The sequence below is a fragment of the Marinobacter sp. 2_MG-2023 genome (assembly GCF_030546935.1).
Taxonomy (GTDB): Bacteria; Pseudomonadota; Gammaproteobacteria; order Pseudomonadales; family Oleiphilaceae; genus Marinobacter.
In genome coordinates this window covers 147,166-167,826 of sequence record NZ_JAUOPH010000001.1, presented here as the reverse complement: position 1 = coordinate 167,826, position 20,661 = coordinate 147,166, and the positions used below count along the sequence as shown (strand labels likewise).

Here is a 20,661-nt window from a genome sequence, read left to right as displayed (position 1 = left end):
GACTTGTTTAATAAGGCGCTCGGTCTGATTTTTCTGGTTAGCATGTTGGTGCTTTCCGGTTGTGAATCCGAAAACAATACTGGAAATACCGAAGCAGAAGCGGGTGACACGAATCCTGCTGCTCTGGCTTCCAGGGAGACCTCCGTCGATATTTCTATTGCTCTGAAGCCTGCACAGATGGACTGGGTTGGTCAGAAAATATTTCAGAATGAATGCGCAGGCCAGTTTCAGTGCCTTGTTCACTGGAATGACGGGGAGGCGTTTCCTTCGCTGGGTATTGGCCACTTTATCTGGTACCCGGAAGGGGTAAATGAGCGATTCGTAGAGAGCTTTCCAGCGCTGGTTGAATATATGAAGCAGCGCCAGGTCAACATCCCTGGATGGTTGAGAGAGCTCGAACCGTTTGATGCTCCCTGGCCAGATAAGTCATCGTTTGAGGCTGTCGATGACTCCGTAAGGGTGGCTGAACTTCGTGAATTTCTGGCGGGCACGCAAGGTATTCAGGCAGAGTTCATCTTCCGACGTGCCAAATCCTCGCTGGTGGAGATCGTCGAGTCTCTACCTGAAGATCGCAAAGCTCAGGTAAGTGCCGATCTGAAAGCGCTGAGCCGTACGCCCGGCGGCACATATGCATTGATGGATTATGTCAACTTCAAAGGGGAGGGGCTCTCACCCTCTGAGCGCTATGACGGCGTGGGCTGGGGGCTCAGGCAGGTGCTTCTGGCCATGGAGCCCGACCCGAACGTAGTAACGCTGGCACGATTCCGTGAAGCAGCCGCACAGGTTCTTACCACAAGGGCCAACAATGCCGACAATCCAATTGAAAAAACACGCTGGCTGAAAGGGTGGCTGAAACGCCTGGAAACCTACAAGCAACCGGACGATGTTGTCAGTTCTGCAGAAAAAACCGGTATAAATTAGTTACATTTCCGAACTTTGATCTACCTTGTAATAACAAGGCTCCTTCGTGATGTCTCAAAACGGTGCGTATTGTTTGGCGACGCGTGCCATTTTGGGGCCGGAATAGTATCTCAACTGCTCCGGAATATTGGTTAGAGCCTGGAACGTAAGAAGAATTCATAATAAACAATAACTTGCCCTGCGTGGCTCGTAATTTGCTGGGGTAGTTCCCCGGCAGTTATTACGAAGTAACCAGCAAACGTTCGGAGAAACGACAATGAAGAGCATGAGATCGGTAGCCTTTGGAATGGCCTGTGTTGCAGGTGCCCTGACGACCACAAGCGTTTTCGCGGCGACAACTCTGGAAAGCGTAAAGGAAAAAGGCCACCTGCAGTGTGGTGTGACCAGTGGTCTCCCCGGGTTTTCCCAGCCGGATGAAAAAGGTGCCTGGACTGGTATCGACGTTGATACTTGCCGGGCAGTAGCTGCAGCTATCTTCGGCGACGCCAAGGCAGTGGAGTTTACTCCTTTGACGGCCAAGGAACGTTTCACTGCGTTGCAGTCAGGTGAGATTGACATGCTGTCCAGAAACACCACCTGGACCCTTACCCGTGATGTCTCGTTGGGACTCAACTTTGCGGGCGTGAACTATTACGACGGTCAAGGTTTCCTTGTAAATAAAGACATTGGCGTGGACGACGCGACGCAGCTTGATGGCGCAACCGTGTGTATCCAGGCTGGCACGACCACCGAATTGAATCTCTCGGATTATTTCCGGACCAAGGGTATGGAGTTCAAGCCGATCGTATTTGATACATCGGAACAGACTGTCCAGGGTTTTGCGGCCGGTCGCTGTGATGTGTTGACCTCCGATCGCTCCCAGCTTGCGGCTTTGCGCTCCAAGCTCACCGATCCGAGTTCCGCAAAGATCCTGCCGAACACCATATCAAAGGAACCTCTTGGCCCCGTTGTTCGTCAGGGTGACGACCAGTGGTTCAACATCGTCAAATGGGTTTTGAGCGTTCAGATCAACGCTGAGGAACTCGGCATTACCATGGCCAATGCGGATGAGATGCTGAAGTCTGATAACCCTAGTGTGCAGCGCCTGTTGGGCACCGACGGCGATATGGGGGCCAAACTGGGGCTTCCGGATGATTTTGGTCACGCCATTGTGAAACAGGTGGGTAACTACGCGGAGATGTACGACCGTAACGTAGGACCTGACACTGCTCTTGGTCTTGAGCGTGGCATCAACGCCCTCTGGACAGATGGCGGCATTCTGTACGCACCGCCGGTACGCTGATACCTGAAAGGCTGCGTCGGAGGTGTTCATGTAACGCCTCCGGCGTTAACTCTGAAGCTGTGTTTTGCAGGGAAGCTTTTCGGGATGGTGCATGAAAAAACAAACTGTTAATTCCAGACCTGCCGGGCCGAAGCCCTGGTACGACCCGCGGGTTCGAGCTCTTTTTTTTCAGGTTATTTCGCTGGCCGTGGTTTTCTGGGTCGGCTGGGTGCTTATCGATAATACACTCTCCAATATGCAGAGCCGGGGCATAAGTACCGGTTTCGGGTTTCTTGGTGAGTCTGCCGGCTTCGGTATTATCATGCACCTGGTGCCATTCGACGCCACCATGAGCTACGGACGCACATTTTGGGTAGGTTTGACCAACACACTGTTGGTATCTGCCATGGGTGTGGTGGCCGCAACCATTCTGGGGTTTGTAATTGGTGTTGCACGCCTGTCCAGTAACTGGTTGGTGGCCAAGATCTCGCTGGTGTATATCGAGGTCATTCGAAACATACCCCTTCTGCTACAGATATTTTTCTGGTACTTCGCAGTCCTGAGCAACCTTCCGTCGCCGAGACAAAGCGTGGAGGTTGGCGGAGCGCTGTTTCTGAACAACCGGGGTTTGTATTTGCCCGGGCCGGTAACCCAGGAGGGTTTCGGGTTGGTTTGGGTGGCAATTCTGGTAGCCATTGTTGCGGTTGTGGGCGTCCGGATGTGGGCGAAGAAACGTCAGATGGCAACCGGGCAAATTTTCCCCACATTCAAGGTTAGTGTCGCGATTCTGATTTTGCTGCCGCTCATGGTGTTTTTCAGTGCAGGCCAGCCGCTGGAATGGGATGTGCCTGCGCTCAAAGGATTTAATTTTGGCGGCGGGATTACGTTGATTCCTGAATTGGTAGCCCTTTGGATTGCGCTTTCTCTCTACACTGCCAGCTTTATCGCGGAAATCGTGCGGTCGGGCATCCTGTCGGTCAGTCAGGGGCAGACCGAAGCGTCCAAGGCCCTGGGTTTGCCAAACGGGCTTACCCTGAGATTGGTGGTTATTCCCCAGGCTATGCGGGTAATCATTCCGCCTCTGACCAGCCAATACCTGAACCTTGTGAAAAACTCCTCACTTGCAACCGCCATCGGTTATCCGGATCTGGTTGCTGTGTTTATGGGCACTACGTTGAACCAGACAGGTCAGGCAGTGGAGGTGGTGGCGATCACCATGGCTGTGTACCTAACCATCAGTCTGCTGATTTCGCTGTTCATGAACCTGTATAACCGGGCCGTGGCCATCAAGGAGCGATGATGACTGAACCGATGATGAAACCCCCGAAAAGAAACCTCGGGCCAGTCAAGTGGATGCGGACGCATCTGTTTTCCAACTGGTACAACTCCTTGCTGACTCTGGCGGTTGGCTATCTGCTTGTCACAAGTGTGGGCCCGTTGTTGAACTGGCTGATACTGGACGCGACTTTTCTAGGCAATGGCCCGGACGACTGTGTCGGGGCGGGTGCCTGCTGGTTGTTTGTGAAGCAGCGCCTGAATTTCTTTATTTATGGCTTTTACCCGGATGAGCTTCAGTGGCGGGTCGATGTCATGTTCGCTCTGCTGGCGGTCGCGTTTGTGCCCCAATTTATTGAGCGCTTCCCTGGTCGGAAATGGCTCGGAATCTTCGGTATTACTGGCTTGCCAATCATTGGCTACGTGTTGATTCCTGGTGGCGTTCTTGGGCTGGAAGAGGTGGGGAGCTCGAAGTGGGGCGGCTTGATGCTCACGCTTATTCTGGCTTATATCGGGATTCTTGCCTCGCTGCCGATCGGGGTTCTGCTTGCCCTCGGGCGTAGGTCGGACATGCCGATTATCCGCGGCCTTTGCGTGGTGTTCATCGAAGTCTGGCGAGCGGTGCCTTTGATTACAGTGCTGTTCATGGCTTCTGTGATGTTACCCCTGTTTCTTCCGGACGGAGTCAGCTTTGAAAAGCTGGTGCGAGCGCTCATTGGCATCACGCTGTGGCAGTCGGCTTATATGGCGGAAGTGATCAGAGGCGGGCTTCAGGCTATTCCGCGGGGTCAGTACGAGGCGGCGGGTGCCCTGGGGCTGGGGTACTGGCGCAAGATGGGGCTGGTCATTCTGCCCCAGGCACTGAAGCTGGTAATCCCGGGTATCGTGAACACATTCATATCACTGTTCAAGGACACCACCCTGGTGTTGATCATTGGTTTGTTCGACATTCTTGGTGCCGTTCAGTCGACCATAGCGGACCCCGCGTGGCAGAACGTTGCAATTGAGGGGTATGTCTTCGTGGCTTTCTGTTTCTGGGTCTTCTGTTTTGGCATTTCGCGCTATAGCCAGAACCTTGAACGCAAGCTTGATACCGGTCACAAAACCTGATGGTGAGACTATGACACAACACACCGAATCCACGGACGTACAGGCTGAGAATAAGCCGGGCATTATTCGAGTGGAAGGCATGCACAAATGGTATGGCGATTTCCACGTTCTAAAAGACCTGAACCTGACGATTGATCAGGGGGAGCGCATCGTCATCTGTGGCCCTTCAGGCTCAGGAAAGTCTACGTTTATCCGCTGTATCAACCGTCTTGAAGAGCATCAGCAGGGCAAGATTATCGTCGATGACGTTGAACTCACCGATGATGTCCGCCACATTGACAGTGTTCGCCGGGAAGTAGGGATGGTGTTTCAGCACTTCAATCTCTTTCCCCACCTCACGGTGCTGGAGAACTGCTGCCTGTCACCCATATGGGTGCGCAAGGTACCCCGACGGGAGGCAGAGGCAGCCGCCATGGAGTATCTTGAGCGAGTGAAAATTCCGGACCAGGCCAACAAGTATCCGGGGCAGTTATCGGGAGGTCAGCAGCAGCGCGTGGCTATTGCCAGGGCGTTGTGTATGAAACCAAAAATCATGTTGTTCGATGAGCCTACATCGGCGCTTGACCCGGAAATGATCAAGGAAGTGCTGGATGTCATGATCGAGCTCGCTGAAAGCGGCATGACCATGATCTGTGTGACCCATGAAATGGGTTTTGCCAAAACGGTTGCGGATCGGGTGATCTTCATGGATGGCGGCGAAATTGTCGAAGAGGCGCCACCCAGTGAATTTTTCGGTAACCCGAGGGAGCCGCGGACTCAGCAGTTCCTGCAACAGATTCTGCAACACTGACCGGGTAGGGCGCCCTGCCGGAGTCCTATTGGCCGGACTCGGGCAGGGTGCGAACATGAATGTCCCGCTGCGGAAAGGGTATGCGGATACCTGTATCCTTCAAGGCTATTGTGATTGCGGCGTGTATTTCGTGGGAAAGTGGCATGATGTCGATCAGATCTTTGACAAAAGCCCGGATTTCAAAGTTGATACTGCTGTCTGCGAGCCCAATACAGAACACTTCAGGCCCAGGGTCGCCCACAACTCGTGCGTTGTTGTGGGCAACGTTGATGAGTATGTCCTGGACTTTATCGACATCGGATCCGTGCGCAACGTCAACGCGAAGGACGACACGAGTAATCGGATCCGAAAGCGTCCAGTTGGTAAGATCTTCGGTAACAAAGGTCTTGTTTGGAATGATCTGTTCCTTTCTGTCCCAGTCGATAAGGGTTGTTGCGCGAATGCGAATGCGTGACACCGTGCCGGTGATGCCGTCAATAGTGACCGTATCCCCCACGCGGATCGGGCGCTCAAACAGAAGAATAATGCCCGATACAAAGTTCGCCACTATCTCCTGAAGGCCAAAGCCAAGGCCCACGCCCAGGGCAGCAATCAACCACTGCAGTTTCGACCATTGAACGCCAATTACCCCAAGACAAATGACCACACCCAAAAGTACCAATATGTATGTAGTGATGGTGGTGATCGCGTAGCCTGTGCCAGGCTCAAGGTTCATCCGGCTCAGTATCGTCACTTCCAGGGTGCCGGGAAGGTTTTTCGCTGCCAGAACTGTGCCCGCGGCTACCAGTATGGAAAGCAGAACATCTGCGAGCGTGATAGGTAACGGGTCGCCCCCCTGCAGGTCGGTAGCAATCGTCCAAAGTGTGATGTCGTTGAACAGTTGCAGGGCTGGAATAACGCTGGCCCAAAGGAAAAACAGGCCGGTCAGCGCTAGTGCCGAGACCATTATACGAAGCAGCGAAGAGCTCTGTTGGCTAATATCTTTCAGATCCATTTCGGGCATGTCCAGATTCTGAAGCGTGCCGTCGCCGGTAGAATCAGCCTCCTCTCTGGCTGCCGCCATCTTTTGCTCGGCTGCTCGCTGGTCCCTTAAGCGCTCAAGGGTGAGCCTGCGCTCGCGAACGGACAGCGCTCTTAAGCCCACATAGTAAAGCAGTGAATTAAAGGCGAGCCAGCAGATCGTTATAAATATGTTTCGTTCAAGTTGCAGAGCAGTGTAGTGATAGCCGATCAGGGATGCCGAAGCCAGTACCAGTGGGGCTGCAACCGCTATGACGTGGAGCATAAGCAACAGGTTACTGCGAGGTTTATCGGCCCGCACCGCCCTCATGATGTGAAATGCAAAGACGGCCAATGCAATGGACACCAGAGTGAATAGAAGGCGCCCAAGGCTGTCGTCAAATTGGGTGCCTTCAGGTGTTGAACTTGTCGACGTAGTGATGACGGCTACCGGTATGACAAACGCCATCAGCAACGGCAATTCTCGACGAATAACGCGCAAAGAGTTGGCGTTCCAGTGGAAGTGGCTTTCTCCGAGGCCCTGCTTGCGAGCAACATTGCGGATGAAAGCCAGCAAAAACATGATAAACGCAGCGGCTGTAAAGCCTTTTGAAAGTGCGGCATAGAAAGCATTGCCTTCCATGAGCAGTAAGGCCGCAAGAGAAAAACCAAGTACCCCGGGCAATGCCAGCAGTACGCTGTTGATCAGTGCCGCCAGGGTAAAAGCTGTTCGATCGTGGCCAACGTTTCCGATATAGCGGCTGTTGGACACCAGGTTACGTTTAAGGGTCTTGCGCTTTACAAGCAGCACGATGAGTAGCAATGCCACGAGTCCCGCGCGTGCTCCGCGCTCGCTGATTGAATCGTTCATGGCTTTGCTCAATGACGCGAAACTCAGTTGGGAGATAAACCACTTCGCGGATTCGTAGAGCTCCCTGGCGGTGTCTTTATCGATAGCAGACGCACTGGGGAGCCAGAACAGACGTTGCTGTAAAAGCTTCTGATACTGTACAACCTGATCCTGCAGGGCGGTGACCGTGCTGTAGTATTCATTGAGCACGCCGATGTGTTCGGTAACAACTTTGTGTAGTTCACGCAACAAGGCTGAGCGGTGGCTACGCAACTGGCTACGCGCGTCTCCATTCGGTTCGGTAATAGCCTCAAACTCCTCCAGTCGTAGTTGCTCTTCTCTTGCCTTAGAGAGCTTGGTCTCGATTCCTTCAATAAGATCACTGGCGATACTCTGCCTCTGCAGGCGCTCGAGACGTTGTTTTAGCAGGTTGGCGTAACTGGCGGTAAGGTTGAGCCCGGCCTTTTCCAGACGTAGCTCAAAACTTTCGTATTCATCCGTGAGGCGGGTCAGGACCGAGTCAGCGTAATTCAATCGCTCCCGACTGTCCCTTACAGCTTCCTGGCGCTGCTCAAGCGATGTTTGCAGCGCATGAGCCTGCGACTGAATATCCGAGTTGTCTGCGGCCGGCAGTTTAATTTCCGGTGGCGCATCCGTAGCGGCCTCCAGCTCTGGCTGTACCGCCGGGCGCGCTTCTTCTGCCTTCTCCGGCGCCTCTTCAGAGCGCTCGGCCAACGCCGGCGCGGTGGAAAAGCACAGCAGCAGAGCCCAGAGCCAAAGTGTGGCAGTAAATGCAGAACGGATGGAGCCTTGCGTCATGAACGTGCGTTCCTTGCGTGGGTTTTCGCGGTTGAGTTTCAATTCACGATAAGCCTATTTTAGTCGATATCAATGCAGCCAGCTCTGGAGTTTGGTCGCCAGTAGCTGGGTGCTGCTGAGGCTTTCACGTTGCTGGAGAATTTCTGTCAGCAATCCCGGTCGATCGGTAATAATGCTATCCACCCCCATATCGATGAATCGCCTCATCTCGGCCGGTTGGTTTACCGTCCAGACATGAAGCTCGTTTCCAGCACGATGGGCTCTGGCGATCCTTGCCGGCGTTACCCGGTTTGTGCGCAGCGCCAGAATGTCGTAGTTGTCTTCCCACAGAGGTCCAATCACAAACTGTGCAATTAACGCAGTTCTGAGCCCCGGTTCTGAGCGCTTTACCTCCTGAAGGGTCACCCAGTCCGCCGCTGCGATGATGGTTCCGTCGACCGCATCCTTGTGCTGAAGGAGCTTTACGACGGTTGATGTGAGATGCGGTGTGTTCCGGTCTGGCTTTAACTCAATAAAGAGCTTCGTGCGGCCACGGGCAGTTTCCAGAGCCTGTTTCAGAGTTGCGACCCGTTCACCTGCAAAGTCCGTGCTGAACCAGCTTCCGGCGTCAAGGTTCCGGATATCCTGGTAGCTAACTTCACTGATTCGTTGTTTTAAACCGAATATCCGGTTCATATCGGCATCATGCCAGAGTACCGGAACGTCGTCTGAGGTCAGCTGTACATCGATTTCAACATAGTCGGCACCATCTTCGATTGCCTGCTCGATCGCCTGTATCGTGTTCTCTGGCGCCTTGAATGCACTGCCTCGGTGCGCGGTTACTGCAACGTCATCTTGTTGTTCCAACGTAGCAATCACAAACCAGGCCTGCCCCAGCGCAAGCATGATGACAATGAACTCGACGGTCCAGGCTTTTAAGCCAGCATTTTTCGGCGCAGTGTCGAATGCGGATTGAGGTGTTGGTTGGCCTGCCAGCGGGAGGTGTTCTGCAGGCAGGCTGTCGCGCGCTCTGTGGTAAAGATTGAAAACGAATGTGCCGTAGACCACTGTGCCCAGAAACGTGATCATCATGGTGATCAGAATGTAGGTCGCAATAAAAACCAGGAGCACGGCGACCAGTATGTCGGTGTCGGCGGGTAAAAAAACAAATAGGCCCGTGGCGAGCCGACCGAAGGTAAACGTGACCAGCACCGGCATTAACAACAGAGCAGCCAGCCCGAAGAGCAGCACGCCGCTGGTTACTCTCATCTGGCCCTGAGTGAGACGACGGCTTTCCCGAAGCGCCCCGGTGGCGGACAGGTTGTTGAGCATCAGACAAGGTACTGCCAGTATCCAGCGCAAGTAAAGACGGCCGTTGCAGTAGAGGGTTCCCAGGCATGCCAGCGTCGTGCAAGCGATAAACCACCAAAGTTCAGGGGGCTTCTCAAGGCGCAACAGGTAGGGGTCATATAAGTCGATCAGCCATGTCCATGCGAACCCGACAAAGGCCAGGAAGGGCGAGGCAACGAGCAACTGACCGAAAACCTGAAGCATTGATAGCTTAAGCAGTCTCCCGAACGTGCGGGCGACGCCCCAGAGTGCGCTCAACGCAGTCCGGTATTGTTGGTGTCGGGGTGCTGCCGCGATGAGGATAATCCCGGCCTGTTGCAACAGGAAGATCAACGCCGAAAGGTTAAGGCTCACAACCACCCAGAGCATTCCGCCCGGCGAAACCAGAAATTCAACAATGCCACCTGTACTGATAGCCCCGTCTCCAGTTACCGGCCGCATGACTGCCAGAGCCCAGGTGAGGGTTGGGGTAATGACTGCCAGCGCGAGGCCGGAAAAAAACAGATAGTAAGTCAGCAGCGCCCGGCGATGGCAGTGGATAATCTTCAGTGTGCTGGCTATCAGTGGTTTCATAGATAACAGCTGTTGGGGTTGAGAGTGCTGGTTCGCGGGCCTTGCGTGCTAATCATCTGGTGTCAGCTTGGTCGCGTTTTTGAACAGTGTCAGGCGTTCGTCCAGCGTCAGAAAAGGTGGACTGTCTGATTCCTTGAATGATCCGAAGACCCGGTCGGGGTCGAATGTCCACGAAGTACAGCGAGCCAGCAACTCCGTGCATGCAAGCAGTTCGCCCCGGTCCCGGAAAAAGTACTTGAGCCCGGTATAGGTGTCTGCCAGGAGTATGTCTCGCTGCTCTTTGTCATTCACGGCCAGCAGGCTGCGGCCAATCATATCGCCTGCGTACATGCCCCGACCGGTCGCATCCAGAACAGTCATGGGGATATCCAGTTGTGCCGTGATGGCGCTCTCGTTCGCATATCCGGCCAGATCCCGTGGGTCAGGCGGGCGCACAGCGAGCATTCCCAGGTTGCTGTTCAGAGGAAGCGTTTCATGGTCTGCGCGCACAAAACCTCCCGACTCATCGGAGGTCAGTATGACCAGGGTATTATCCAGGGTTCCGTTGCGTGTCAGCTCTTCAAGAAAATGCCCGAGCGAGGTCTCCATTACTTTCATGGCGTCTCGTCGTGCTTGCTGGGGCTGTAGCAACGGAGTGTCATCGGAGCTCTCTGCATCTTCCGCGCGCGCTTCTTCGAGTTGCTCTTCTGCTTCTTCGCCTATATCGAAGGGGTGATGTGTGCCGATGTTAAGGAGAGTCACAAACCAAGGGGAGTCGCGTTGGTCGAGGCGCTTCAAGCGTTTCGCAATATTGGCGAAATATACTGGATCTGCCGGGCCCCAGCCTTCTATATCTTCGGCGTTATCGAACACCTCGGCGCCGGTGACATCGAGGAAGCCCGCTTTCGGCATAAATTTGTCTTTCTGCATGTAGTCTGTTGGCGCTGCCTGCCAGTAAGCGGTGTGATATCCCGTGTGGCTTAGTTTGGCAGGAAGACAATCCGGCGAGGCACGCTCCTCAGTCACGTCCGAAAGCTTTGTAGCGACTCTCCGGAAATCCGGATAACGGCCACACACGATGGAAAACGTACCACGATCTGTCTGTCGCTCCAGGCTCAAATGATTGCGATACATCCGGAACCCCTGTGCTTTCAGAGTGCTTTCAAGGTTCTCCAGAGTCACCAGAGGCTGGAGCCCGTGGTACTGGCTGATTTCGGGAAAATAGCCGGCCGACAGCCCTTCAATCATGATCAGCAGTACATTAGGAGGGTTGTCTACAGGTGCGCCCTTGACCCGCTGATGGAAGAAATTGAGCTGTGTCTCGGGGGTTTCCGGCGGCGGTCCGACAACCTCGACGGCTTCATCGCTGATTGCAGTGCCCAGGGGGGTGATCACAGTGCCGGGGATCTGAGCCAGCGCGCTGGCGACGACGTTGTTCGCAGGTGTTGTCAGGCTTGGGAACGCCGCTGTGTATACCAGGAGCGCTCCAGCGCCAAGTGCGAGCAAGCCGGCAGTACCACGGGGCGGTCTGGGAACCAGCGCCAGATGCAGCCGGTGCAGAAGCCATGCGAGAAAGAGATAGAAAGGTAGTAGGGCCAGATATGCGTTGATCAGACTCCCACTTATGAAGGTAGGGTCGATACTCTTGGCCGCGAAAGCCAGTTGAAACAAGGTACCGTGTGCAGCAAGGTGCATGCCGGCAACATAAACAGCACAGCCAAGTAAGATGACCATGATAATACGCAGGGGGCCGCGTGCCATTGTCAGCAGAATTGCGAGGATAAGCGCACCGATCAGGTCGCCTCCGACCATTCCGATGGGGCTGGGCCACACGCCACTTTGCATAACCAGAGCGGCTCGGATCATCAGTAGCCAGCACCAGGCGAGCCCAAGGGTGATCAAAAAACGGCGATCTGAAAGGATCGCGAAGAGTCTCATAATGATGGGTGTCCTGCATACAGTGTCTTCATACAGTATGTGTCGGACGTGCAGGCATTCAACTATTGAGCCCCGTCGAAGGGGCTCTGTGTCGCAGATTTAATTGCTGGGAAAGGTTATCGGGAACGATCAGAGCGACGCTTTTTTCAACTCATGCGTTAACCCGGGTTTTGCTTCCAACCACCACAGGTGTTGCCCCCAGTCCCCTAGAACGATTCGTTTTGCAGCTTTTCCGTTTACTTCCAGGCTGTGCTCGGCAGGCCTGTGGGTGTGGCCATGGATCAGTAACGGCACATCGTAGGCTGCCATAACGCGCACCACTTCCTCTGGCGTTACATCCATAATGTCTTCGGCTTTGCCTCGGTTTGTTGCCATGCTCATTTCCCGGAGTTGCCGGGCCATTTGCTGGCGGTCTTTGAGAGGGCGGGCCAGAATGAGTTTCTGCGTTTGAGGGTTGCGCATGTTAGCGCGGAATTTCTGGTACTCGACATCGGCGGTGCAAAGGCTGTCACCGTGCATCAGCAGGGTAGGCGTACCGTAAAGATCAATCAGCGTGGGGTCGTCCAGTAATGTCGCGCCGGCCCGGGCGCAAAAATCCTCGCCCAGCAAAAAATCGCGGTTACCGTGCATCAGGTATATTTCAGTGCCACTGTCACTGAGTTTGCGTAGCGCAGCTGCAATCTGGTTTTGTAGCGGGGTGCGTTCGTCGTCGCCGATCCAGGCTTCGAAAAAGTCTCCCAGAATGTATAACCGCTCTGCGCCCGGAGCGGTTTTATCCAGAAAGCCAAGAAACGCCCCGGTAATGTCGGGGCGTGACTCTTCCAGATGTAGGTCGGAGATGAACAGCGTGTTCACGCTGCGTCTCCGTCCTCTAGAACAGTGGCTTTTACAATTACCACGTCTTCGTGAGGAACGTCCTGGTGGCCTGCGGCCATAGTGGTTCGTACAGCACGGATGGCGTCCACTGTCTCCATTCCTTCCACTACCTTGCCAAACACGCAGTAGCCCCAGCCTTCAGCATTTTTTGCGGTGTGGTCCAGAAAGCCATTGTTCTCAACGTTGATGAAGAACTGGGCAGAGGCCGAATGCGGATCCATTGTGCGGGCCATGGCGACGGTGCCCTTCATATTGCTGAGACCATTGTCAGCTTCGTTCTTGATGGGTTCACGGGTTTTACGCGCGTTCATGCCGGGCTCAAAGCCGCCGCCCTGAACCATGAAGTTGCTGATTACCCTGTGAAAAATCAGGCCGTCATAAAAACCGTCACGAACATACTGCTCAAAGTTTTTCGCGGTTTCGGGGGCTTTTTCGTAATCCAGTTCGATCTTGATATCGCCGTGATTGGTTGTCAGCAGAATCATCAGGGTTTCCTGTTCGTTGAGTTTTAATCGGTTAATGCCAGTATTGTACTCAAGAGTTTCCGGCGATGCATGAGTCCGGCCCTGATTTGTGAGTATAATAGCCGGTTTCCGACCCACTTCTTTTAACAGAGATTGTATGAGCGCCGAGTCGAAGAAAGCCCATAACTTTATTCAGAGCCTGATTGAAGACGCCATTAACAAAGGTGAGCACGTCGGTCAGGTGGTGACACGCTTCCCGCCTGAGCCCAATGGCTACCTGCACGTTGGTCACGCGAAATCCATCTGCCTCAATTTTGGTATTGCCGAGACATTTGCCGGCGAGTGCACTCTTAGGTTTGACGATACCAATCCGGAAAAGGAAAGCCAGGAGTACATTGACGCCATCAAAAAGGATGTGAAATGGCTGGGCTTCACCTGGGCGGGCGACGTGCGTTACGCCTCTGACTACTTTGACATCATTTATGGCTTTGCCGAAGAGCTCATAGAGAAGGGTAAGGCCTATGTGTGTGCGTTATCTGCTGACGAAATGGCGGAATATCGTGGCAGCCTGAAAGAGCCTGGCAGAAACAGTCCCTACCGTGATCGTCCGGCTGATGAAAGCCTTAAGCTGTTCCGTGACATGCGTGATGGTAAGTATCAAAACGGTGAGCTGGTGCTGCGGGCGAAAATTGATATGGCGTCGCCCAACATCAATATGCGAGATCCCATTCTCTACCGCATTCGTTACGCTGAGCATCACCAGACAGGAAATAAATGGTGCATCTACCCGATGTACGATTTCACTCATCCTATCTCGGATGCCATGGAAGGGATTACGCACTCGTTGTGCACGCTGGAGTTTGAGGACCACCGACCGCTCTATGACTGGGTTCTGGATAACATCAGTGCTCCCTGTCAGCCGAGACAGATCGAGTTTGCCCGTCTTAACCTGAACTACACCATCACCAGCAAACGTAAACTCAAACGCCTGGTGGATGAGCACCTTGTCGATGGCTGGGACGACCCACGAATGCCTACCATTTCGGGCATGCGTCGCCGGGGCTACACTCCGGAATCCCTGCGTACCTTCTGCGACATGATCGGTGTGAACAAAGCTGGCGGCACAGTGGATATGGGCATGCTGGAGTTCGCCATCAGGGAAGATCTGAACACCCGCTCGCCCCGCGCCATGTGTGTGATGCGTCCTTTGAAAGTCACGATCACCAATTACCCGGCGGACAAGACCGAAACCCTGGTATTGCCGGTACATCCGCAGAACCCGGAAATGGGGCAGCGCGAAGTCACCTGGAGCCAGACCCTCTTTATCGACCGGGAGGATTTCGTGGAAGAGGCACCGCGCAAGTGGAAGCGTCTGGCACCAGAGCAGGCAGTTCGCCTGCGTGGCGGCTATGTGATGACGTGCAAAGAAATCGTACGGGATGCCAGCGGCGAGATCGTGGAGTTGCGTTGCGAATACGATCCAGCCACGCTGGGCGTGAACCCCGAGGGTTATAAGCCTAATGGCGTTATCCACTGGGTATCTGCGAGTAACAGTGTGGATTGTGACATCAACCTGTACGACCGATTGTTTAACCACGAATCACCGGACAGCGACAAGGAAGGCGACTTCGTTGACCACATTAACCCGCAATCACTTGTGGTGCTCCAGGGCGCGCGGGTCGAACAGAGTCTGGCTACACCTCTGACGGACCTGCCGTACCAGTTCGAGCGGGAAGGTTATTTTTTCTGTGATCAGGAACTGACCGCCAAAGCCGGTAAGCCGGTATTCAATCGTACGGTTACCTTGCGGGATTCCTGGGGTAAATGAAGAATGAAGAAGGGTCAGCATTCGGGAGACCAGCTGTGATCAGGATTTACAACACGCTAACCCAGCAGAAAGAAGCCTTTACGCCAATTGAGCCGGGCAAGGTTCGCATGTACGTGTGCGGAATGACGGTTTATGACTACTGCCACTTGGGCCACGCCCGAGTGCTGGTGGCTTTTGACGTGGTAACACGCTATCTGCGCGACCGCGGTTACGATGTAACCTATGTGCGCAACATAACCGATATCGATGACAAAATTCTGCGGCGGGCTGAGGAAAACGGGGAGCCGTTTACTGACCTGACAGAGCGCATGATTGCCGCAATGCATGAGGATGAGGCCAGGCTGGGAGTGCTGCCGCCCAGCGCCGAACCCCGTGCGACGGATTATATTTCCGAAATCACTGCCATGATCAACACACTCATTGAATCTGATCATGCTTACGCTGCTGATAACGGAGATGTATATTTTTCCGTTGAGTCCTTCAAAGGCTACGGAAAGCTCAGCAAGAAAAAGCTTGAAGACTTGCTTGCTGGCGCGCGCATCGACGTACACGAAGCCAAGCGCAGCCCGGCGGATTTTGCCTTGTGGAAAGCCGCCGGCGAAGGCGAAGTGAGCTGGCCGTCTCCCTGGGGTAATGGACGCCCTGGCTGGCACATTGAGTGCTCTGCCATGTCAACCCGTTGTCTGGGCGATACCTTCGATATTCATGGCGGTGGGCCGGACCTGTTGTTCCCGCATCATGAAAATGAAATTGCACAGTCCGAATGTGCGACAGGGCACACTTTTGTGAATACCTGGATGCATGCAGGTGCGATTCGAGTGAACAAGGAAAAAATGTCCAAATCTCTGGGCAATTTTTTCACCATCCGGGAAATTCTGGAGTCTTATCCGTCCGAAGTGGTGCGTTTCTTTCTGGTTTCCAGCCACTATCGCAGCCAGGTCGATTATTCCGAGGATAACCTGGCTGAGGCGGGTCGATCGCTTGCCAGGCTATATCACTCGCTGCGCGGCATCACGCCTGCAGAGTCCGGACAGTTGCCTGAGACCGAGTATGACCGGCGTTTTGCCGAGCTTATGGACGATGATTTCAATTGTCCCGGGGCGATTTCGGTCTTGCATGCCCTCGCCAACGACATCAATCAGCATCGTCGCGAGGGTAGGGATGATGAGGCACGAGACGCAGCCGCTGTAATGATCAGGCTTGGCGCGGTTCTCGGCCTTTTACAGCAAGATCCGGATGCCTTTTTTCAGGCCGACTCCGGCAGCGAGCTGAGCGCAGAAGATATTGAAGCGAAAATTCAGGCTCGTGCCGATGCGCGCAAAGCCAAAGATTTCGCCGGTGCTGACCGCATTCGCGATGAATTGGCAGAGCAGGGCATTATTCTGGACGACTCCCGCGAGGGAACGAGCTGGCGGCGCAGTTAACGCTATTACCAAGGTCGTGTTGTATTCAGGGAAATGACCTTATAAGGAACTTCCCGTATAATGCGCCTTCGATTTTTCAGGCCCGACCGCTGAGCGGCTTTCGGGACAGGTCTAACCCACTGAGGCTAAGAACGATGACAGAGCGCGTACAACTCGGCGGCATTCAGGTCGCAAAGAACTTGTATGACTTCGTTAATAACGAAGCAATTCCGGGCACCGGAGTGGATGCAGAAAAATTCTGGACGGAATTCGACAAGATCGTCAACGATCTGGCGCCGCGCAACCGGGAATTGCTGGCAAAGCGCGATGCAATCCAGGAAAAAATGGACAGCTGGAATCGCGATCACAAAGGTCAGAAGCTGGACATGGCTGCCTATAAGTCCTTCCTGAAGGAAATAGGCTACCTGGTAGACGAGCCAGCGGATTTCCGTATATCTACTTCTAATGTTGACCCCGAAGTTGCGACCATGGCTGGCCCGCAGCTTGTGGTGCCTATCATGAATGCCCGCTTTGCACTGAACGCTGCAAACGCACGCTGGGGTAGTCTGTACGATGCGCTTTACGGCACCGACGCGATCTCTGAAGAGAACGGCGCTGAAAAAGGCCGTGGCTATAACCCGGTGCGTGGCGCCAAGGTTATCGAGTTTGCACGTAATCTGCTCGACAGCTCCGCGCCTTTGGCAGCGGGCAGCCACAAAGATGCAGCTCTGTACCAGGTTTCAGAAGGCAAGCTGGTCGTCAAACTGCAGAACGGTGATGTAACCGGCCTGAAAGATGAGTCCGGCTTTGTAGGCTACACCGGCGCTGCCGATGCGCCCACAGGGATTCTTCTGGTGAAGAATGGCATGCACTTCGAAATTCAGATCGATGCCAGCCATCCGATTGGGAAAGACGACGGAGCGCACGTAAAAGACGTGCTGATGGAATCTGCGCTGACCACCATCATGGATTGCGAAGACTCCGTTGCAGCCGTAGATGCCGACGATAAAACACTGGCTTACAGCAACTGGCTGGGCCTGATGAAAGGCGATCTGGAAGAGACTTTCGAGAAAGGTGGAGAACGCCTGACCCGGAAAATGAAAGCGGATCGCGAATACACCGCCGCCGATGGTGGCTCGTTGAAGCTGAAAGGTCGCAGCCTGATGTTTATTCGTAACGTCGGGCACCTGATGACCAATCCGGCGATCCTGTTGAAAGACGGCAGTGAAGTGCCCGAAGGTCTGATGGACGGTATTCTGACTTCGCTGATCGCCATTCATGATCTCAAGGGCGACGGTCGCTTCCAGAACAGCACTTCCGGTTCTGTGTACATTGTTAAGCCGAAGATGCACGGTCCTGAAGAGGTTGCGTTTACTAACGAGTTTTTCGGTCGTGTTGAAGATGCGCTTGGCCTGCCACGCTTCACGCTGAAAGTCGGTATTATGGACGAAGAGCGCCGTACCACCGTGAACCTGAAAGCCTGCATTCATGCGGCCAAGGAACGTGCCGTGTTCATCAACACCGGTTTCCTGGATCGCACCGGAGACGAAATGCACACCTCCATGGAGCTTGGCCCCTTCATTCGCAAAGGCGAGATGAAGCAGGCAGCCTGGATTGGTGCTTACGAGCAGTGGAACGTTGATATCGGCCTGGAAACCGGCTTCCGTGGCGTGGCCCAGATTGGTAAAGGCATGTGGGCCATGCCGGATCTGATGGCCGATATGCTGGTACAGAAGATCGGTCACCCGAAAGCAGGTGCCAATACGGCCTGGGTACCTTCGCCCACCGCTGCAACCCTGCACGCAACTCACTACCATCAGGTGTGTGTTGCAGATATTCAGAAAGAGCTTGAGAGTCGCCCCCGTGCCAACCTGGATGACATTCTTACTGTGCCGGTTATGGATGATCCGTCCAAGCTGACTGCAGAAGCTATTCAGCAGGAGCTGGATAACAATGCCCAGGGTATTCTCGGCTATGTTGTACGCTGGATTGACAGCGGCGTGGGCTGTTCCAAGGTCCCCGACATCAACGATGTCGGCTTGATGGAAGATCGTGCCACCCTGCGTATTTCATCGCAGCATCTGGCAAACTGGTTGTATCACGGTATCTGCAACGAGGCACAGGTTGAAGAGACCATGAAGCGCATGGCGCAGGTTGTTGACAAGCAGAATGCCAATGATCCAACGTACCGGGCAATGGCGCCGGACTTTGCCGACAGCATTGCCTTCCAGGCCGCTATGGATCTGGTTCTCAAAGGCCGCGAGCAGCCCAGTGGTTATACTGAGCCGTTGTTGCATGCCTATCGCCTGAAGGCGAAAGCGAAGTTTGGCCAGTAAGATTGGTCTGCAGTATAAAAAAACCCGCTTAGGCGGGTTTTTTTACGGCTGCTCGGTAAGCATAGAAGCGGTTCGATTACTCCTTGTGGAGCTCATTCGCCGCATACAGGGTATTCTGCAGGAGTGTTGCAATCGTCATCGGGCCGACGCCACCAGGAACAGGCGTAATGTACGCAGCCCGCTCTGAGGCGGCTTCAAAATCCACATCGCCCTGAAGTTTGCCGTTTTCCATTCGATTGATGCCCACATCAATTACTGTGGCGCCGGGCTTGACCCATTCGCCTTTGATAAGGCCTGGTTTGCCCACCGCAGCAATAAGAATGTCGGCGTCACGAACATATTTTTCCAGATCAGGTGTGAAGCGGTGACATACGGTGGGGGTTGCGCCTTTGAGTAGCAACTCCATCGTCATCGGACGCCCAACGATGTTGGATGCACCCACGATTACGGCATGCTGGCCCTTGTAAGGGGTGCCGACGCTGTCCAGCAGGGTAATCACACCTGCGGGAGTACAGGGCCGCAGAGCCGGCTTACGCTGGACCAGGCGGCCGATATTGTATGGGTGAAACCCGTCCACGTCTTTGTCGGGGCGGATTTTCAGCAGGATAGGGTCTGCATCCAGATGTTGTGGTAGAGGAAGTTGCACCAGGATGCCGTCGACGACGGGGTTTTCGTTAAGCTCGTCAATCAGCGCTTCCAGGGTCTGCTGGGTGGTGTCTTCCGGCAGGTCGTAAGACAGTGAGAGGATACCCGCGGCATCGCAGGCTTTGCGTTTGTTGCCCACGTACACTTCCGAAGCCGGGTCGTTGCCCACCAGCACTACTGCAAGACCAGGCGCACGCAGTCCCTGGCGGATACGGGCTTCTACGCCGGATGCGACTTGTTGGCGGACTTCGGCAGCAATTTCTTTTCCGTTGATCAGTTTGGCGCTCATGATTCGTCTTGTAGGTTGGACATTGGTAAACGTAAGAGGACTTGTATTGTCTCACGCCTGCAGGCTTACGCCAATCAGTGAACTCTGGTGAATATTGGCGGTTTAGTGATCAGTGAAACGTTAAAACAGCGGATTTGTAAGAGAATTTCAATTTCCCTGTTGACGGAAGCATTTGGCGCCAGTAATATCCGCACCAACTTTGCTGATGCACGTGTTGTTCAGTTCAGACGGGGTATAGCGCAGTCTGGTAGCGCGCCTGCTTTGGGAGCAGGATGTCGGGAGTTCGAATCTCTCTACCCCGACCATTTTCTGAATGTTCAGCTAGGCGAACGGTCAAGCGCCCGTAGCTCAGCTGGATAGAGCATCGGCCTTCTAAGCCGAGGGTCGCAGGTTCGAGTCCTGCCGGGCGCGCCATAATAGCCGCCGGCTTGATCGGAACCGCAGCCAGCAAAGTTAAGAAACAGTGGTTTGTCGAATGTACCGCAAGGTATATCACGATGTGGTGGGCGTAGCTCAGTTGGTAGAGCTCAGGATTGTGACTCCTGCGGTCGAGGGTTCGATCCCCTTCGTCCACCCCAATTTCTTTAAGTGTTTTCCGCTTTATCAGGTATTACGATTGTAGCGGCCGATACTCTGCTTGTTTCCAGGTTTTTTGCTCCGGTGGTGGAATTGGTAGACACGATAGGTTTAGGTCCTGTTGCCGCAAGGCGTGGGGGTTCAAGTCCCTCCCGGAGTACCACTTTGAAGGCCCTTAGAGTTTCTCTGAGGGCCTTTTTTGTTTTAGTGCGTTCGTGAGTGCTCGAATTTTTCCTGTTGTCCAGGTTTTCCCCCTTTGTTTTTCTCTTTTTGCCCCCAACTCACGTATCGGGTCGTCGATCCAGTCGCGAACTCTGAAACTACACGAGGGAGGTGATTCTCTCGTCAGGGCAATCCGTGATAAACTATCGGCTTTTAATTTTGGGTCTTTTCCGGGGAA

At 54.1% G+C, this 20,661-nt stretch carries 14 protein-coding genes and 4 tRNA genes; 12 read left to right on the top strand and 6 right to left on the bottom strand.

The window, feature by feature from the left end; translation table 11 throughout:
* Positions 1 to 3 precede the first annotated feature (3 nt).
* The 5 genes from Q4501_RS00795 (at position 4) to Q4501_RS00775 (ending at position 5,357) form a co-directional block, all read left to right on the top strand.
* Entirely contained in the window at positions 4 to 921 is a 918-nt protein-coding gene (locus tag Q4501_RS00795; RefSeq protein ID WP_303593347.1) for a hypothetical protein, read from the top strand.
* Between the two features lie 286 nt (positions 922 to 1,207).
* Positions 1,208 to 2,203: an amino acid ABC transporter substrate-binding protein gene (locus Q4501_RS00790; protein ID WP_303594324.1), complete on the top strand. Its 996-nt coding sequence runs from the start codon at positions 1,208 to 1,210 to the stop codon at positions 2,201 to 2,203.
* 91 nt (positions 2,204 to 2,294) lie between these two features.
* On the top strand, positions 2,295 to 3,482 hold the full coding sequence (locus Q4501_RS00785; RefSeq protein ID WP_303593345.1) for an amino acid ABC transporter permease: 1,188 nt from the start codon (positions 2,295 to 2,297) through the stop codon (positions 3,480 to 3,482).
* The gene (locus Q4501_RS00780; RefSeq protein WP_303593344.1) at positions 3,479 to 4,567 is read left to right on the top strand and encodes an amino acid ABC transporter permease; all 1,089 of its coding nucleotides are present in this window, start codon (positions 3,479 to 3,481) and stop codon (positions 4,565 to 4,567) included. Before Q4501_RS00785 ends, Q4501_RS00780 begins: the two co-directional genes overlap by 4 nt.
* A 10-nt stretch (positions 4,568 to 4,577) precedes the next feature.
* Positions 4,578 to 5,357, top strand: coding sequence for an amino acid ABC transporter ATP-binding protein (locus tag Q4501_RS00775; protein ID WP_303593343.1), 780 nt, complete (start codon positions 4,578 to 4,580; stop codon positions 5,355 to 5,357).
* A 25-nt stretch (positions 5,358 to 5,382) separates the two neighbouring features.
* Here Q4501_RS00775 and Q4501_RS00770 read toward each other — a convergent pair whose 3' ends face one another.
* The 5 genes from Q4501_RS00770 to Q4501_RS00750 all read right to left on the bottom strand — a co-directional run bounded on the left by Q4501_RS00770 (position 5,383) and on the right by Q4501_RS00750 (position 13,205).
* Positions 5,383 to 8,025, bottom strand: coding sequence for a mechanosensitive ion channel domain-containing protein (locus Q4501_RS00770; protein WP_303593342.1), 2,643 nt, complete (start codon positions 8,023 to 8,025; stop codon positions 5,383 to 5,385).
* Positions 8,026 to 8,094: 69 nt separating this feature from the next.
* Positions 8,095 to 9,927 (bottom strand): glycerophosphodiester phosphodiesterase family protein, encoded by a 1,833-nt coding sequence (locus Q4501_RS00765; protein WP_303593341.1) that lies wholly within the window; start codon positions 9,925 to 9,927, stop codon positions 8,095 to 8,097.
* A gap of 48 nt (positions 9,928 to 9,975) precedes the next feature.
* Positions 9,976 to 11,844: an LTA synthase family protein gene (locus tag Q4501_RS00760; protein WP_303593339.1), complete on the bottom strand. Its 1,869-nt coding sequence runs from the start codon at positions 11,842 to 11,844 to the stop codon at positions 9,976 to 9,978.
* Between the two features lie 129 nt (positions 11,845 to 11,973).
* Positions 11,974 to 12,699: a UDP-2,3-diacylglucosamine diphosphatase gene (gene lpxH / locus Q4501_RS00755; protein WP_303593337.1), complete on the bottom strand. Its 726-nt coding sequence runs from the start codon at positions 12,697 to 12,699 to the stop codon at positions 11,974 to 11,976.
* On the bottom strand, positions 12,696 to 13,205 hold the full coding sequence (locus Q4501_RS00750; protein ID WP_303593336.1) for a peptidylprolyl isomerase: 510 nt from the start codon (positions 13,203 to 13,205) through the stop codon (positions 12,696 to 12,698). Before Q4501_RS00750 ends, lpxH begins: the two co-directional genes overlap by 4 nt.
* A 136-nt stretch (positions 13,206 to 13,341) precedes the next feature.
* Here Q4501_RS00750 and Q4501_RS00745 point away from each other — a divergent pair, with 136 nt between their 5' ends.
* The 3 genes from Q4501_RS00745 to Q4501_RS00735 all read left to right on the top strand — a co-directional run bounded on the left by Q4501_RS00745 (position 13,342) and on the right by Q4501_RS00735 (position 18,751).
* On the top strand, positions 13,342 to 15,012 hold the full coding sequence (locus Q4501_RS00745; protein ID WP_303593334.1) for a glutamine--tRNA ligase/YqeY domain fusion protein: 1,671 nt from the start codon (positions 13,342 to 13,344) through the stop codon (positions 15,010 to 15,012).
* A gap of 35 nt (positions 15,013 to 15,047) precedes the next feature.
* The gene (gene cysS / locus Q4501_RS00740; RefSeq protein ID WP_303593332.1) at positions 15,048 to 16,436 is read left to right on the top strand and encodes a cysteine--tRNA ligase; all 1,389 of its coding nucleotides are present in this window, start codon (positions 15,048 to 15,050) and stop codon (positions 16,434 to 16,436) included.
* Between the two features lie 134 nt (positions 16,437 to 16,570).
* Positions 16,571 to 18,751 carry a malate synthase G gene (locus Q4501_RS00735; RefSeq protein WP_303593330.1) on the top strand — a complete coding sequence of 727 codons (2,181 nt, stop codon included), beginning with the start codon at positions 16,571 to 16,573 and terminating at the stop codon, positions 18,749 to 18,751.
* Positions 18,752 to 18,827: 76 nt separating this feature from the next.
* On the opposite strand, the gene folD is transcribed toward Q4501_RS00735, so the two are convergent.
* Positions 18,828 to 19,685: a bifunctional methylenetetrahydrofolate dehydrogenase/methenyltetrahydrofolate cyclohydrolase FolD gene (folD, locus tag Q4501_RS00730; RefSeq protein WP_303593328.1), complete on the bottom strand. Its 858-nt coding sequence runs from the start codon at positions 19,683 to 19,685 to the stop codon at positions 18,828 to 18,830.
* 228 nt (positions 19,686 to 19,913) lie between these two features.
* Between folD and Q4501_RS00725 the strand changes: the two genes are divergently transcribed.
* The 4 genes from Q4501_RS00725 (at position 19,914) to Q4501_RS00710 (ending at position 20,424) form a co-directional block, all read left to right on the top strand.
* Positions 19,914 to 19,990: transfer RNA gene (locus Q4501_RS00725), tRNA-Pro, on the top strand.
* A 32-nt stretch (positions 19,991 to 20,022) separates the two neighbouring features.
* Positions 20,023 to 20,099, top strand: a tRNA-Arg gene (locus Q4501_RS00720).
* Between the two features lie 88 nt (positions 20,100 to 20,187).
* Positions 20,188 to 20,263 (top strand) — tRNA-His (locus Q4501_RS00715).
* 76 nt (positions 20,264 to 20,339) lie between these two features.
* Positions 20,340 to 20,424 (top strand) — tRNA-Leu (locus Q4501_RS00710).
* Positions 20,425 to 20,661: the final 237 nt, after the last annotated feature.